The organism is Cupriavidus sp. WKF15 (genome assembly GCF_029278605.1).
GTDB lineage: Bacteria > Pseudomonadota > Gammaproteobacteria > Burkholderiales > Burkholderiaceae > Cupriavidus.
The window spans coordinates 2127680-2141084 of the sequence record NZ_CP119573.1 but is presented as its reverse complement, the minus strand read 5'-3'; the positions used below and the strand labels follow the sequence as shown (position 1 = coordinate 2141084).

Sequence of the window (13405 nt, the reverse complement as noted above, 5' to 3'; positions counted from 1 at the left end):
CTGGTTCGCCGCGGCTCCAGGTTCAGCGCCGCGGCTTCGACCGGTTCAGCGCCACGGCGGCCTGGATCAGCGCCCGCAGCGCCTTCTCGTCGACGTCCTCGCCCTCGTGGATATCGATCGCGCGCCGGGTATTTCCTTCCAGGCTCGAGTTGAAGACTTTCGAAGGGTCGGGCAGCGACGCCCCTTTGGCAAAGGTCATCTTCACGACGTTCTTGTATGTCTCTCCGGTGCACAGTATGCCGTCGTGCGACCACACCGGAACCCCCCGCCACTTCCACTCTTCCACCACGTCCGGATCCGCGGCCCGGATCAGCGCGCGGATGCGGCCCAGCATTTCGCCCCGCCAGTCACCAAGCTCGCGGATTCTCTCGTCGATCAGCTGGGAAGGAGACTTGCCGTCCTGCACCTCGGTGTTCCTCATGCCCGCGCTCCTGAAGCCAAGGCGGACATTCTAGCTTTCTCCAGGCCACCGGTCGGCTGCATCCGGCACCGGGTGTCGGCGCGCTGCAGACAGGCGCTTCGGCATGTGTTTGCTGCCGCCAGACACGCCACGGCGGGAACAGCCCGCGGGAGAGCCAGGGTACGTATAGATTTTTCCTTTAATTTCAATGACTTGATTAGGCGGCGCGGGGCTGGAACGAGAGCTGGCACACCCCATGCGTATATGACTGCGAGCGCAACACCCGATGCTCTCTAAGCGAAACCAGACCAGCACCCCAAGGAGTTACATCATGTCCCTCACCATCCAGAACCTGCCCGTCGAACAAGACCTCGACCACGCCAGCATGAGCGCCGTCCGTGGCGGCAGCTTGTTCCTGAACAACGGCATCAACGCGATCCTGGGCGGCTCCGGCGTTTCCTTCGCCAGCCCCAACATCATCGTGGCCCCGGTCACCCAGGTCGATGCCTCGACCCGCACCAACGTCAACCTGTCGAGCATCAGCAACCTGCTCAACAACGTCGGCGGCATCGTGCAGGCCGTGCAGCACTGATCCCGATCCAACCCGTTCAGCCCGACCAGCCCAACCAGCCTGCCCAGGAGACCATCATGTCCTTGACCATCCAGAACCTGCCGCTCGAACAAGACCTTGACCACGCCAAGATGGGCGCCGTGCGCGGCGGCAGCATCTTCGTGAACTCCGGCGTCAACGCCATCGCCAACGGCGCGGGTGTTTCGTTCGCCAGCCCGAACACGATCTATGCTCCGGTCACGCAGGTCGATGCCTCGACCCGCACCGACGTCGACATGAAGAGCGTGACGAACACGATCAACAACGTTGGCGGCATGGTCGCGGCCCTGCAGCACTGATTTACCCCCCAACCAGCGCAATCCAGCCTACCCAGGAGACCATCATGTCCTTGACCATCCAGAACCTGCCGCTCGAACAAGACCTTGACCACGCCAAGATGGGCGCCGTGCGCGGCGGCAGCGTCTTCGTGAATTCGGCCATCAACGCCATCACCGGCGGCTCGGGCGTGTCGTTCGCCAGCCCGAACACCATCGTCGCGCCGGTCACGCAGGTCGATGCCTCGACCCGCACCAATGTCGACCTGAAGAGCATGACGAACACCATCAACAATATCGGTGGCATCGTGCAGGCCCTGCAGCACTGAGCCACGCGAAACGCGGACGCCGGCACCCACTGGCGCCCCGCCTCCCGCGAAGGACCGCCCTTGGGCGGTCCTTCGTTCTTGTGAGGCGCAAGCCCAGGACTGTGATCCTGCGCGCAGGCGTCATCTGTACCGGCATGCGCCGCGATGTGACCCCAGGCACGCAGCCCCGCTCACGCGCGGGAGGAATGCCCCGAAGTTGCTGCCAGTCCGGCAAAGACAACCCTCGCCCGAACTGAGCTTCACCGCTTCCCCGAAAACTGTATCCCTCCCGCACAGGCTGTATTCCCTACCCTTCTCCGTAATGTCGCGCGCACCGCCAGCATGCCGGCGGCAACCCCCACGGAGAGCACATCGATGCATGGACTTACAGCTCTGGAACTCGCCAGAATCCAGTTCGGATTCACGGTTTCCTTTCACATACTCTTTCCCGCCATCACCATTGGCCTGGCGTGCTTCCTCGGTTTCCTGGAAGCGCGCTGGCTGCTCACGAAGGACACGGTCTACCGCACCCTCTACCAGTTCTGGGTCAAGATCTTCGCCCTGAACTTCGGCATGGGCGTCGTGTCCGGCCTGGTCATGGCCTATGAGTTCGGCACCAACTGGTCGTTCTTCTCGCAGTTCGCGGGCGGCGTGACCGGCCCCCTGCTGACCTACGAAGTGCTGACCGCGTTCTTCCTGGAGGCGGGCTTCCTCGGCGTGATGCTGTTCGGCTGGAACCGCGTCGGGCCGGGGCTGCACTTCTTCTCGACAGTGATGGTGGCGCTCGGCACCATGATCTCGTCGACGTGGATCCTGGCCTCCAACAGCTGGATGCACACGCCCGCGGGCTACGCCATCGTCGCCGGCAAGGTGGTGCCGACCGACTGGCTGGCCGTGATCTTCAATCCGTCGTTCCCGTACCGCCTCGCGCATATGGTGATTGCCGCGCTGCTGTCGACCGCCCTGTTCGTCGCCGCGGCGTCAGCCTGGCAGCTGTTGCATGGCCGCGCCGTGCCGGCCGCGAAGAAGATGCTGTCGCTGGCGCTGTGGATGGTCCTGATCTCGGCCCCGCTGCAGGCGGTGGTCGGCGACGCCCATGGCCTGAACACGCTCGAATACCAGCCCGCCAAGATCGCGGCGCTGGAGGGCCACTGGAATACCGCGGCAAAGGACGACAAGAATGGCTTTCCGCTGATCGTCTTCGGCATTCCCGACATGGAGCGCGAGGAGACGCGCTATGCGATCGAGATCCCGCGCCTGGGCAGTCTGATCCTCACGCACACCCTGGACGGCCAGATCCGCGGCCTGAAGGACTTCCCCAAGGCCGACCGGCCTAACGCCACGGTGCTGTTCTTCACGTTCCGCACCATGGTTGGCCTGGGCGTGCTGATGATCCTGTTCGGCCTGCTCGGCTGGCTGCTGCGCCGCAACGGCGTCGTGTACCGGTCGCGCGCCTTCCTGCGCTTCGCCGTGCTGATGGGGCCGGCCGGCCTGATCGCACTGCTGGCGGGCTGGATGACGACCGAGATCGGCCGCCAGCCGTGGGTGGTCTACGGCCTGCTGCGCACGACGGATGCCGTGTCGGCGCACGCGGCCGCCCCGGTCGCGCTGTCGCTGGCGCTGTTCGTGGTGGTCTATTTCGTCGTCTTCGGCGTGGGCATCCGCTACATGCTCAAGCTGGCGAGCGCCGGCCCCGTGGCCGACACGCACGCGCACGGCCATCCGAATCCCTATGGGCCCGGCACCGTCGGCACCGTTCCGGCCGCCGTCAGCGCAGCCTCCGCACGCACCGCCATGGCCCCGCACGGCCACCGCAACTCCTGAACAGGTGATCAATATGGGTATCAACCTTCCTGCCATCTGGGCCTGCCTGATCTTCTTCGGCGTGATGATGTACGTCATCATGGACGGATTCGACCTGGGCGTCGGCATCCTGTTTCCGTTCGTCGGCGATCGCCATGACCGCGACGTGATGATGAACACCGTCGCGCCGGTCTGGGACGGCAACGAAACCTGGCTGGTGCTTGGTGGCGCGGCGCTGCTCGGCGCCTTTCCGCTGGCCTATTCGGTGCTCCTCAGCGCGTTCTACCTGCCGCTGATGCTGATGCTGCTGGGCCTGATCTTCCGTGGCGTGGCGTTCGAGTTCCGCTTCAAGGCCAGCGACCGCAGCCGCCCGTACTGGGACGCCGCCTTCACGTGGGGCTCGGTCGTCGCGGCGTTCTTCCAGGGTGTGACGCTTGGCGCCTATATTGATGGCATTGCCATGCAGGGCACGACCTACACCGGCGGCGCGCTCGACTGGCTGGCACCGTTCCCGATCTTCACCGGCGTCGGGGTCGTCATTACCTACGCCTTCCTCGGTGTCACCTGGCTCATCATGAAGACGGAGGGCCGGCTGCAATGGACCATGCTGCGCGTGACCAACGTGCTGACCGGCGTGATGGTGGCGATGATCGCCGCGGTGAGCATCTGGACGCCGCTGACGCACCCCGGGATCGCCGCGCGCTGGTTTGCGCTGCCCAATGTGTTCTTCTTCCTGCCCGTGCCGCTGCTGGTACTGGGCGCGGCCGTCGGCATCCAGCGCTCGCTGCACGGGCGCCCGAACGTCGCCCCGTTCCTGTACGCGCTGCTGATGGTCTTCATGGGCTACACCGGCCTGGCGATCAGCGTGTGGCCCAACATCATCCCGCCGTCGATCTCGATCTGGGCCGCATCGTCGCCGCCGCAGAGCCAGGGCTTCGCGCTGGTCGGCACCCTGTTCATCGTGCCCATCATCCTGGCGTACACGTCGTGGTCCTACTACGTGTTCCGCGGCAAGGTCCGTCGCGGCGAGGGGTACCACTGATGGCCAGGATCATGAAATCGCCGCTGGCGAGCCGCCTGGGCTGGCTGCTGGCGCTCTGGGCGGCGGGCGTCGGCACGGTCTTCGTCTTTGCCTGCCTGATGCGGCTGCTGATGCGCGCGGCCGGTCTTTCAAGCTGAGCGCGGGGCATGCCAGCATCCGGCACTTCCACCCGCGCCAGGCCGCCAGCCAGCCGTACCGGCGGCGCGGCTTGCGCCCTGGCGGCGGCCTGGGCCGCGCGGCCGGACCTGGCACCGTGGATCCATTCGCTCAAGGTGTTCGGCGCCGCAATGCTCGCGCTGTACGCGGCCCTGGCGCTTGGGCTGCCGCGGCCGTACTGGGCCCTGGCCACGGTGTACCTGGTATCCAGCCCGCTGGCCGGGGCCACCTACGCCAAGGGCACCTACCGCGTGGCCGGCACGCTGCTCGGCGCCTTGTGCGCGGTGGCGCTGGTGCCGCTGCTGATCGACGAGCCCGTGCTGCTGATGGCGGCCATTGCCTGCTGGACCGGTACACTGCTCTACCTGTCCCTGCTGGAGCCGGCACCGCGCAACTACATCTGCCTGCTGGCCGCGTACACGCTGCCGATCGTGGCGCTGCCCACGGTCACCGTGCCCGGGACTGTGTTTGCGGTCGCGCTGGCCCGTATCGAGGAAATCGTGATCGGCATTGTCTGCGCCAGCGTGGTCAGCGCCGTGGTGTTTCCCGTCCGCACGCGGCCCGCGCTGGCGGCGCGTGCGTCCACGTGGCTGTCGCACGCTTCCCGCTGGATCCAGGACATGCTCGGCGCCGGCGTGAGCCCGGCGCGCCGCCATGACAGCTTCAGCGTGCTGGCCGCCGACATCGTCGCGATGGAAACCCAGCTTGCACAACTCGCCTATGAAACCGATGGCGCACCAGCGCTGCGGCATGCCCGCGCGCTGCACCAGCGGATGGCCGCGCTGCTGCCGCGCGTGCTGGCGCTGGCCGATGCCGTCGCCGCGCTGCGTCAGTCGCAGGAAGGCCTGCCCGATGCGGTAGCACAGCGTCTGGGCGCTACCGTGGCGTGGATTGGCGGCGCGCCCGGCGCCAGCCGCCCGCTGAGCGTTTGCCGCCCGGCCAGTTCGACGCCGCCCGCCACGGCGGGCTGGCATGCGCGGCTGGTGGCAGCCGCCAGCGAGTATCTCGACGAACTGGACGACCTGTGGCAGGACTGCCGCCTGTTGCAGGCCAGCCTGCAACCGGGCGGCGCCGAGCCCGCCGTGCTCCGCTATCGCGTCGAGCCCGCGGGACAGGACCGGCACCACGACCACGCGCGGCTCCTGTTTCGCGCCATGACCGCGGGCACGGCGACGCTGGTCGCCGGCCTGCTGTGGATGGCGTCGGGCTGGGTGGACGGCGCCGGCCCCGTCGGGCTGGCGGCGCTGGCAAGCTGCTTCATCGCCACCGCCGACCAGCCGCGGCTGATGGCCAGGCGCGTGGTGGTGTGGAGCGTGGCCTGTGCGCTGCTGGCCTGGTACTACCAGTTCGTCGTGCTGGTGCTGGCCCATGACTTCAGTTCGCTGGCGCTGCTGCTGTTCTGGCCCTACCTCGTCATCGGGGCGCTGACGACGCAATCGCGCTACGCGCTGTTCGGCGTGCTGCTTGCGGTCACGTCGGCGTCGTTCGCCGGCATGCCGCAGTTCAGTGCCGCGCACTTTGCCGACATCTTCAACAGCAGCCTGGCCAGCCTGGCGGCGCTGTGCTTCTCCGCACTATGGGCCGCGCTGATGCAGCCATTCGGCCGCCAGCTCGTGGCTTACCGGCTGGCCCGTGCCAACTGGCGCGACATCGCGCTGGTGGCCCACCCGCGCGCGCCGGTCAACAGTGCGCGGCTGCGCGGCCGCATGCTCGACCGCCTGTTGCGGCAGTGGCCGCCGGTGGCCGGGCGGCATCGCACCGGCGGCAGCGTCGCGGCGTTCCTGGTCGAATCCGCCGCCCTCGTCCTGCGGCGCGGCTGCGTGGACCTGCCTGCCGCGCGCCGCCGCGCCGTCGAGCGGGCGCTGGCCGGCGTTGCCCGCTACTACCGCCACTGCTCGCATGCCGGCCACGAAGTCGCGCCGCCGCCCGCGCTGGCCGCCAGGCTCGACGCGGCCTGGACTGCGCTCGCCGAGCCGTCGGGCAGCTACCCGCGCGCCGCGCTGGCAGCACTCGCCAGCGTGCGCCTGGCACTGTATCCGCCCCGTGCCCCGACCGATGGAGAGTCCCATGCACGCCACTGAATTCAATGTGTACGGCGTGTTCGTACCAGCCACGCTGGTCTGGATGCTGGCCGCATTCGCCGTCACCGCCGGCATGCGCGCGGTGCTCGACCGCCTTGGCCTCTACCGCTTCGTGTGGCACCGGTCGCTGTTCAATTTCTCGCTCTACATCCTCGTGCTGGGCACGATGGTCGCGTTTGTCTGGGAGGTTCCATCATGCATCGCAAGTTTTCGCTGATCATCCCCGTCGCCGTGACGCTGATCTTCGTGGCGGCGGCTGCGCTGACGGCATGGCACCTGTGGCAGTACTACACCGGCGCGCCGTGGACGCGCGACGGCCGGGTCCGTGCCGACGTGGTGCAGGTTGCGCCCGACGTTTCGGGACTGGTTGCCGAGGTGCTCGTCACCGACAACGCCCGCGTAAAGCGCGGACAGGTACTGTTCGTGGTCGACGAGGCGCGCTTCCGCGTGGCGCTGAAGCAGGCGCAAGCCGCCGCGGCGGCTGCGCACGCGGCCTTGGCCCATGCAGGCAAGGCGGACATGAGCGCCGCGCAGGCGCGCGCCGACCAGGCCGACGCTGCGGCCGAGGCAGCCAGCCTCGACCTGGCCCGCTGCCGCGTGGCCAGCCCCGTGGACGGTCACGTCGCGGACCGCCTGCCCCGCGCCGGCGACTTCGTGAACCGCGGCCGCCCGGCGCTGTCGGTGGTGGCCAGCGGGTCGCAGTACGTGGAGGGCTATTTCGAGGAAACCAAGCTGCCGGCGATCCGCGTCGGCGCAGTGGCCGACGTGCGCATCATGGGCCAGGGCACGGCATTGCGCGGGCACGTCCTGAGCATCGCGCCGGGCATCGACGACCAGGACCGCGGCAGCGGGCCGAACCTGCTCCCCACCGTCAACCCGACCTTCAACTGGGTGCGCCTTGCGCAACGCATTCCGGTCCGCATTGCGCTGGACGAGGTTCCGCCGGGCACGCATCTCGTCGCTGGCCAGACCGCCACGATCCGCATACGGACGCCGCGCGAGTAAGGCCGCTGCGCCCCGGCCGAACTGTTCTGCTGCCGGCGCTGGCGATTTGTGCCCTCTGCCCGCAGCCTTCCGTCCCTACCATGGCTGCATGGATCGCCACCGCCCTCGGGAGAACCCCATGCAAGCCGCGCCAATGCACTCTTTGCCCGCAGTCAGCCGTCCACCGGCCCCGGAACGGGCCGCCTGCCGTGACCAGCTCGGCAGGCCGCTGAAGGATCTGCGCCTGTCGGTGATCGATCAATGCAACTTCCGCTGCACCTACTGCATGCCCAAGGCGCGCTTCGGGCGCGACTACCCGTTCCTGACGCCAGCACAACGGCTGTCGGACAAGGAACTGCTCGACATCGCTCGCGGCTTCGTCAGCCTTGGCGTAGAGAAGGTGCGCCTGACGGGTGGCGAGCCGCTGCTGCGCAAGGGGATCGAGTCAATAGTGGAAGGCATTGCCTCTCTGCGCACGCCCGAAGGCCGGCAGGTGGAAGTAGCCATGACCACCAACGGCAGCCTGCTGGCGCGCAAGGCGCGCTCGCTGCGCGACGCGGGCCTGGGCCGCGTGACGGTCAGCCTGGACAGCCTGGACGACCGCACCTTCCGCGCCATGAACGATGTCGATTTCCCGGTCGGCCGCGTGCTCGAAGGCATCGAAGCCGCGGTCGCGGCGGGCCTGGCCCCGGTCAAGGTCAACTGTGTGGTGGAGCGCGGCACCAATGACGCGCAAGTGCTGCCGCTAGTTGCATACTTTCGCGGCAGCGGCGTGACGCTGCGCTTCATCGAATACATGGATGTGGAAGGCCCGAGTGCGTGGTCTCAGTCCCGGGTGGTGCCGTCCGACGAGCTCCGCGCGATGGTCGAGCGCGCGCATGCGCTGGTTCCTGTGGTCCGGCGCGCCAGCGAGACATCGAGCAACTACCTGCTCGCCGACGGCAGCCTTAGGCTCGGCTTCATTTCCAGCGTGTCGCACCCGTTCTGCGGCGACTGCACGCGCGCACGCGTGTCGGTCGATGGCCGCCTTTTCCTTTGCCTGTTTGCCACGCAATCGGTGGACCTGCGCTCCCACCTGGCCACAAGCCGTCCGGCCGAAGCCGTCGCCGATGCGGTCCGCAAGGCATGGCAAGCACGCGGTGATCGCTATTCCGAACTGCGCGAGGAACGGCGCGCCAGCGGCAAGCGACACTACCCGACGGTGCGCATGTCCCTGGTTGGCGGCTGATCCGGGCCCGGCTCAGGCAGGGTCGGAAAACAGCTGCGCGGCCAGGTCCGTGCCCTCCTGGGTCAGGCTGGCATGGCCACGGCCATCTTCTTCGATGCTGACCTCGGCCAGCCCCGCCGACTGAAGCTGCGTCAGTACGCGGCGCAGCACACTCATCGGCAACTGCGCGCGCTTGGCAAGCTTGGCGAGCGACCAGGGGCCGCGGCCTTCGCCGATTGCGGCCTCCCTCAGCACCAGCAGCACGTCAACGATGGCCGGATCGATATCCTCGCCGTCTCCGGCCCTTTTCCTTTCGTCGGTCATATTCGTCACGGTCCGCATGCCCCCGGCCGTTGCGCCAGCAGATGCTGCGCGATCTTCCCGAGGGTCTGCACGGCGGTCTCGATGCCGGACGACCATTCCGCGCTGTAGTTGAGGCGAATGCAATTCCGGTACGTTGCCGCGGGCGAGAACATATGCCCCGGCGCGACCGTGATGCGGTGCTCCAGCGCCGCGTGGTACATCTCCATGGCATCGATGCCGTCCGGAAGCTGCACCCACAGCACATAGCCCCCGGCGGGCCGCGACGTGGTCGTGCCCTCCGGGAAGAACCGCCGCACCGCCGCGGCCATGATATTGGCCTGCTGCGCGTAGGCCTTGCGCACGCGCCGCAGGTGGAAGTCATAGCCGTCGTTCTTGAGGAACTCGGCAATCGCCAGTTGCGGGATGGCCGGAGTCGTCAGCGTATTCAGGAACTTGAGGCGCTCGACCGCGCCGCGATAGCGGCCCGGCAGCGCCCAGCCGATACGGTAGGCATTGGTCAGCGTCTTGGAAAATGACGAGCAGTGCAGCACGATGCCGGCCGTGTCAAAGGCCTTGAGCGAGCTGGGATGCGATTCGCCGTAGTAAAGCTCGCCATAGACATCGTTCTCGATGACGGGAATGTCATTGGCGGTCAGCATTGTCACCAGCGTGCGCTTCTTCTCGTCCGACATCTGGAAGCCAAGCGGATTCTGGAAATTGGGCATCACCATGCAGGCCGCGACGTCCTTCTCGTCGATCAGCCGCGCCAGCGCGTCGATGTCGATGCCTTCGACCGGGTCGGTCGCCACTTCGATCGCGCGCATGCCCAGCCGCTCGATCGCATGGAGCATCGCGTAGTAGGTCGGGGACTCCACCGCAATCGTGTCGCCGGGCCTGGCCACGGCCTGCAGGCACAGGTTGATCGCCTCGGTCGCGCCGATGGTGACGATCAGCTCGTTCGGGTTGACCGCGTAGCCGTTCTCCAGGTATCGCCGCGAGATCTGGCGGATCAGCTCCGGACTGCCGGGCGGCAGGTCGTCCAGCATGGTCCACTTGGCATAGCGGCGCGCGATATTGTTGGCGTACTGGTTGATGCGCTGCCACGGGAACAGCGAGGCATCGGGGTAAGGCGAGCCCAGCGGCACGGCATCGTCCGAGCGGATCGAGCGCAGCGTGGACAGCACCAGCGCGCTGACATCCACCGCGGACGGCTTGGCGCTCGGCCGCGACGGCTGCAGCTCGGCCGCCGGCTCGCCCGGCCGCGCGCGCACGAAGTAGCCGGATTGCGGCCGGCTTTCGATGACACCGCGGCTTTCCAGCAGCACATAGGCGCGGATCACCGTGGTGATGCTCATGCGATGGTGCTGGCTGGCCTGACGCACGGACGGAATCCGCTCGCCGGGCAGCAGCACGCCCTGCTTCACCAGCGCTTCGATGTCGGCAGCCAGTTTTTCATACAGTTTCACGCCGCGCTCCCCTTGCTGGCGATTCCGGTTCCGCGCTCCCGGGCGATCCATCGCCCGCTCCTCCTGCGCACACTCATCAACTGAGCCAGCGATGGAGATCATAGTACGGCAGCGATACATGGTGGAGGGGACCGGTATTCTGCGGCCCGACCCGCACAAAACCGCTGGCCTGACCGAGCGCGGACACGGCGGCGGCGCCCTGCTGCGTGGCGACCCGGACCACGCTTTCCTGGCCGCCCGGGAAGCCGCCCTCGCCGCCCTCGCCGCCCTCGCCGACGCGCCAGAACGCGTCGCACGGCGGCACGCGCGCCCCGGACAGCGCCGCGCGGACCCGGCTGACCGGCGGGAACAGCCGGCTCCGGCCCTGCAGCCGCCGCAGCAGCGGCGTCACCAGCAGCGCAAAGGTGGTATAGGCCGCGGCGGGATTGCCCGGCAGGCACACCACCGGCTTGCCGCGCAGGCGCCCGACCGTCACCGGCTTGCCGGGCCGCATGTCGACGCCACGGCAAAGCAGTTCGCCGCCGGCCGAGGCCAGCGCCGCGGCCACGAGGTCGCGCTGGCCGACCGAGGCCCCGCCGGTCACGAGCACGAGATCGGCATCGCCGGCCAGCTCGCGCAGCGTATGGTGCAGTGCGCGTTCATCGTCGCGCACATGCCGGTGGCAGCGGACCACGGCGCCCATGGACTGCACCAGCGATTCGAGCATCGGGCCGTTGACGTCGTGCACCTGGTATACGTCGCGCGGCTCGTCATGGGCGGCCACTTCGTCGCCCGACGTCAGGATCGCCACCTCGACCAGCCGCCAGACCGGCACCTGCACCAGGCCTTGCGACGCCAGCGCCGCGATATGACCGGCCTCGATCAGCGTGCCGGCGGGCAACAACAGCTCGCCGCGACGGACATCCTCGCCCTGGCGCCGGATATGCTGGCCCGCGACGGGCGGGCGGTGGCAGGTCATGCCGCGATAGCTCTCCACGGCATCCTCCTGCGCGACCACGGCATCGGCCCCCTGGGGGATCACGCCGCCGGTATAGATGCGGATGGCATGTCCGGGACGCAGTGCCTGCGGCCGCGTGCCGGCATAGACCACCTGCTGCACCGGCAGGCACGCGTCGCCATGGCAGTCCTCGCAGCGCACGGCGTAGCCGTCCATCGCGCTGCGGTCCGCTGCGGGGGTATCGGTCACCGCGGCCAGGTCCTGGGCGAGCACGCGGCCGGTCAGCAGCCCGAGCCACACCGTTTCGGTCTCGCGGACCGGCTCCGCCGCCATCGCGAAGATCGGCTGTGCCTCGTCAAAGCTCAGCATGCCCGGGCTCCCGCCATGGCACGTTCGGCGTCGGTATCGCAGGCAGCGTCCGTATAGTCGACGTAGCCGTCCTTGCGGCAGAAGCTGAGCAGGCGCAGGCCGGCCCGCCCGGCAATGCGGATCGCCAGCGAAGTCGGCGCGGAGATCGTCGCCAGCATCTGGATATTCATGCGCGCGGCCTTGCGCACCAGCTCGTAGCTGGCGCGGCTCGACAGGAAGACGAAGCCGTCGTCCATCGCCACGCGCTGCATCGCCAGGTGGCCGATCAGCTTGTCCAGGCCGTTATGCCGGCCGACATCCTCGAACACGTGCAGGATCTCGCCGCGCGCATCGCACCAGGCAGCCGCGTGGACGCCGCCGGTCTCGCGCATGAGCCGCTGGTGCGACGGCAGCGCCGCCGCCGCGCGCGCGATCATCTCGCGCGTCGGCTGCAGCCGCCTGGCCGGCGCGCGCATGGGCGCGGGCTCCAGGTCGAGCAGTTCAAGGCTCTCGATGCCGCAGACGCCGCAGCCCGTGCGGCCCGCGAGGGCGCGCCGCCGCGCCTTCATGGCGGCAAACGCCTGCTCGCCGATCTGGAGCTGGACTTCGGCGCTATGCGCGTGCACCCGCACTTCGAGGTCGTGGATCTGCTCGTTGCGGCTGACGATGCCCTCGGTCAGGGAAAAGCCCACCGCAAAGGCCTCGAGATCAAGCGGTGTCGCCATCATCACGGCGTGCGAGATGCCGTTGTACACGAGCGCCACTGGAAGCTCTTCGGCCACGTTGTCGACGGCGGCTTGCGGCGCGCCGTCCTTGTGCCGCACGACGCTGCGTGCGGCATAGCCGTGGTGTTCAACCAGTTCGGTGCAATCCATGGGGACCTCGCGAAGATCGATCGCGCGCCGGTACCGGGCCGGCGCCGCGGGAATATTGTGGGAAGCGGTTGCAGCAATGGTAGGCAGCGGCCACCGCATGCGAGGCATACAGTTGCGCCGCCGCGCGGCATCTACAGATGCGCGCCGGCGCCGCGGCTCACTCGCCGGCGCCGTTCTCGCCGTCGTCGTTGCTGGGGAAGCGGTATTGCCCGTAGCGCAGGATCAGCACGCCGCAGGCCAGCATGACCACGCCGCCGCACAGGGCCAGCATGTGGAATTCGGTCGACTCATTGAAGCGCAGGATCAGGTCGCGCGCGAGCGACACCATGGCGATATACAGCGGGAAGCGCACCGGCAGCTGGCCCAGCTTCAGGTAGCGCCCGACCATGGCCAGCACCTCCAGGTACAGGAACATCAGCAGCAGGTCGGTCAGCGAGACCTTGCCCATGCCGGCGACCTTCCAGCCCTCCTCGGCCATGGCGAACGTCGTGGCCAGGCCGATCACGACCAGGCCAGCCAGTTCCACCACGCCAAGGAAGGATTCGAGGCGCGCGCGCACAGCGCCTGGCCGGGGGCGCGAGCCCGGGATCCGGTTGGTACTCATAGCCGG

At 68.2% G+C, this 13405-nt stretch carries 16 protein-coding genes; 10 read left to right on the top strand and 6 right to left on the bottom strand.

The features are described 5' to 3' along the window. Nucleotides 1–22: 22 nt before the first annotated feature. Nucleotides 23–421 carry a DUF1801 domain-containing protein gene (locus CupriaWKF_RS27120; protein WP_276101517.1) on the bottom strand — a complete coding sequence of 133 codons (399 nt, stop codon included), beginning with the start codon at nucleotides 419–421 and terminating at the stop codon, nucleotides 23–25. Nucleotides 422–731: 310 nt separating this feature from the next. Between CupriaWKF_RS27120 and CupriaWKF_RS27115 the strand changes: the two genes are divergently transcribed. From CupriaWKF_RS27115 to moaA, 10 genes are all read left to right on the top strand, one after another. Beyond that, the gene (locus tag CupriaWKF_RS27115) at nucleotides 732–992 is read left to right on the top strand and encodes a hypothetical protein (RefSeq protein ID WP_276101516.1); all 261 of its coding nucleotides are present in this window, start codon (nucleotides 732–734) and stop codon (nucleotides 990–992) included. Between the two features lie 56 nt (nucleotides 993–1048). Further along, a complete protein-coding gene (locus CupriaWKF_RS27110; RefSeq protein ID WP_276101515.1) occupies nucleotides 1049–1309 on the top strand; it encodes a hypothetical protein in 261 nt (86 codons plus the stop codon). Nucleotides 1310–1353: 44 nt separating this feature from the next. Beyond that, nucleotides 1354–1614: a hypothetical protein gene (locus CupriaWKF_RS27105; RefSeq protein WP_276101514.1), complete on the top strand. Its 261-nt coding sequence runs from the start codon at nucleotides 1354–1356 to the stop codon at nucleotides 1612–1614. A 354-nt stretch (nucleotides 1615–1968) separates the two neighbouring features. Next, a complete protein-coding gene (locus CupriaWKF_RS27100) occupies nucleotides 1969–3417 on the top strand; it encodes a cytochrome ubiquinol oxidase subunit I (protein WP_276101513.1) in 1449 nt (482 codons plus the stop codon). Nucleotides 3418–3430: 13 nt separating this feature from the next. Next, nucleotides 3431–4438: a cytochrome d ubiquinol oxidase subunit II gene (cydB, locus tag CupriaWKF_RS27095; protein ID WP_276101512.1), complete on the top strand. Its 1008-nt coding sequence runs from the start codon at nucleotides 3431–3433 to the stop codon at nucleotides 4436–4438. Next, the gene (locus CupriaWKF_RS27090) at nucleotides 4438–4575 is read left to right on the top strand and encodes a DUF2474 domain-containing protein (RefSeq protein ID WP_276101511.1); all 138 of its coding nucleotides are present in this window, start codon (nucleotides 4438–4440) and stop codon (nucleotides 4573–4575) included. The genes cydB and CupriaWKF_RS27090 overlap by 1 nt, the downstream gene beginning before the upstream one ends. Before the next feature lie 9 nt (nucleotides 4576–4584). Next, a complete protein-coding gene (locus CupriaWKF_RS27085; protein WP_276101510.1) occupies nucleotides 4585–6675 on the top strand; it encodes an FUSC family protein in 2091 nt (696 codons plus the stop codon). Further along, nucleotides 6662–6892 carry a DUF1656 domain-containing protein gene (locus CupriaWKF_RS27080; protein WP_276101509.1) on the top strand — a complete coding sequence of 77 codons (231 nt, stop codon included), beginning with the start codon at nucleotides 6662–6664 and terminating at the stop codon, nucleotides 6890–6892. The genes CupriaWKF_RS27085 and CupriaWKF_RS27080 overlap by 14 nt, the downstream gene beginning before the upstream one ends. Then, entirely contained in the window at nucleotides 6871–7680 is an 810-nt protein-coding gene (locus CupriaWKF_RS27075; protein ID WP_276101508.1) for an HlyD family secretion protein, read from the top strand. The genes CupriaWKF_RS27080 and CupriaWKF_RS27075 overlap by 22 nt, the downstream gene beginning before the upstream one ends. Before the next feature lie 118 nt (nucleotides 7681–7798). Next, nucleotides 7799–8887, top strand: coding sequence for a GTP 3',8-cyclase MoaA (gene moaA / locus CupriaWKF_RS27070; RefSeq protein WP_276101507.1), 1089 nt, complete (start codon nucleotides 7799–7801; stop codon nucleotides 8885–8887). A 12-nt stretch (nucleotides 8888–8899) separates the two neighbouring features. Here moaA and CupriaWKF_RS27065 read toward each other — a convergent pair whose 3' ends face one another. The 5 genes from CupriaWKF_RS27065 to CupriaWKF_RS27045 form a co-directional block, all read right to left on the bottom strand. Then, nucleotides 8900–9190 (bottom strand): helix-turn-helix domain-containing protein, encoded by a 291-nt coding sequence (locus tag CupriaWKF_RS27065; RefSeq protein WP_276101506.1) that lies wholly within the window; start codon nucleotides 9188–9190, stop codon nucleotides 8900–8902. 5 nt (nucleotides 9191–9195) lie between these two features. Further along, entirely contained in the window at nucleotides 9196–10635 is a 1440-nt protein-coding gene (locus tag CupriaWKF_RS27060) for a PLP-dependent aminotransferase family protein (protein ID WP_276101505.1), read from the bottom strand. A gap of 76 nt (nucleotides 10636–10711) precedes the next feature. Then, the gene (locus CupriaWKF_RS27055; protein WP_276101504.1) at nucleotides 10712–11941 is read right to left on the bottom strand and encodes a molybdopterin molybdotransferase MoeA; all 1230 of its coding nucleotides are present in this window, start codon (nucleotides 11939–11941) and stop codon (nucleotides 10712–10714) included. Continuing rightward, complete coding sequence (fdhD, locus tag CupriaWKF_RS27050) at nucleotides 11935–12795, bottom strand: formate dehydrogenase accessory sulfurtransferase FdhD (RefSeq protein ID WP_276101503.1); 861 nt, start codon at nucleotides 12793–12795, stop codon at nucleotides 11935–11937. The genes CupriaWKF_RS27055 and fdhD overlap by 7 nt, the downstream gene beginning before the upstream one ends. A gap of 157 nt (nucleotides 12796–12952) precedes the next feature. Continuing rightward, nucleotides 12953–13399 carry a phosphate-starvation-inducible PsiE family protein gene (locus tag CupriaWKF_RS27045; protein WP_276101502.1) on the bottom strand — a complete coding sequence of 149 codons (447 nt, stop codon included), beginning with the start codon at nucleotides 13397–13399 and terminating at the stop codon, nucleotides 12953–12955. Nucleotides 13400–13405: the final 6 nt, after the last annotated feature.